The following is a 452-nucleotide window of genomic DNA, read 5'->3' on the forward strand; positions in this document are numbered from 1 at the left end:
CGGATGTGCACGTCGATGGTGCGCTCGTTGGGCACCTCGTCGGCGTTGCGCCACAGGGCGTCGAGCAGCTCCTCGCGGCCGACGGTGCGCTCGCCGTTCTCCACGAGGTAGTTCAGGAGCTCGAACTCCTTGAAGGTGAGGTTCAGCGACTCACCGTCCAGCTGCACCTCGCGCCGGGACAGGTCGATCAGCACACCGGGCTGGCGCGTGGACACGGGGGCCGGCGCCTGCGCCAGGTCGGGACGGGTGCCGCCCTGCACGGTCGGGTCGCCGAGCACCTGGCGCACGACCTCGATGTCGCGGCCCTCCGCGCCGGCGGGGGCCAGGGCGACGGCGGCGTGCGACTCCGCCCCGGGGACGAGGGACTCCACGTAGTGGCGCAGCTCGTTGGCCAGCCGCGTGAGGGAGGTGCCGGCGGCCGAGGCGGCCAGCTCGTCCATGCCCACGTAGAT

General features: G+C 73.0%; 1 protein-coding gene. It reads right to left on the reverse strand.

Going from position 1 to position 452, the window contains the following annotated elements:
• Positions 1-452: winged helix-turn-helix domain-containing protein (locus tag ACFWJO_RS39430; RefSeq protein WP_386873076.1), on the reverse strand; the 452-nt coding region annotated here is incomplete at both ends.

The sequence above is a fragment of the Streptomyces sp. NPDC127092 genome, from assembly GCF_042722475.1.
Classification (GTDB): Bacteria; Actinomycetota; Actinomycetes; order Streptomycetales; family Streptomycetaceae; genus Streptomyces.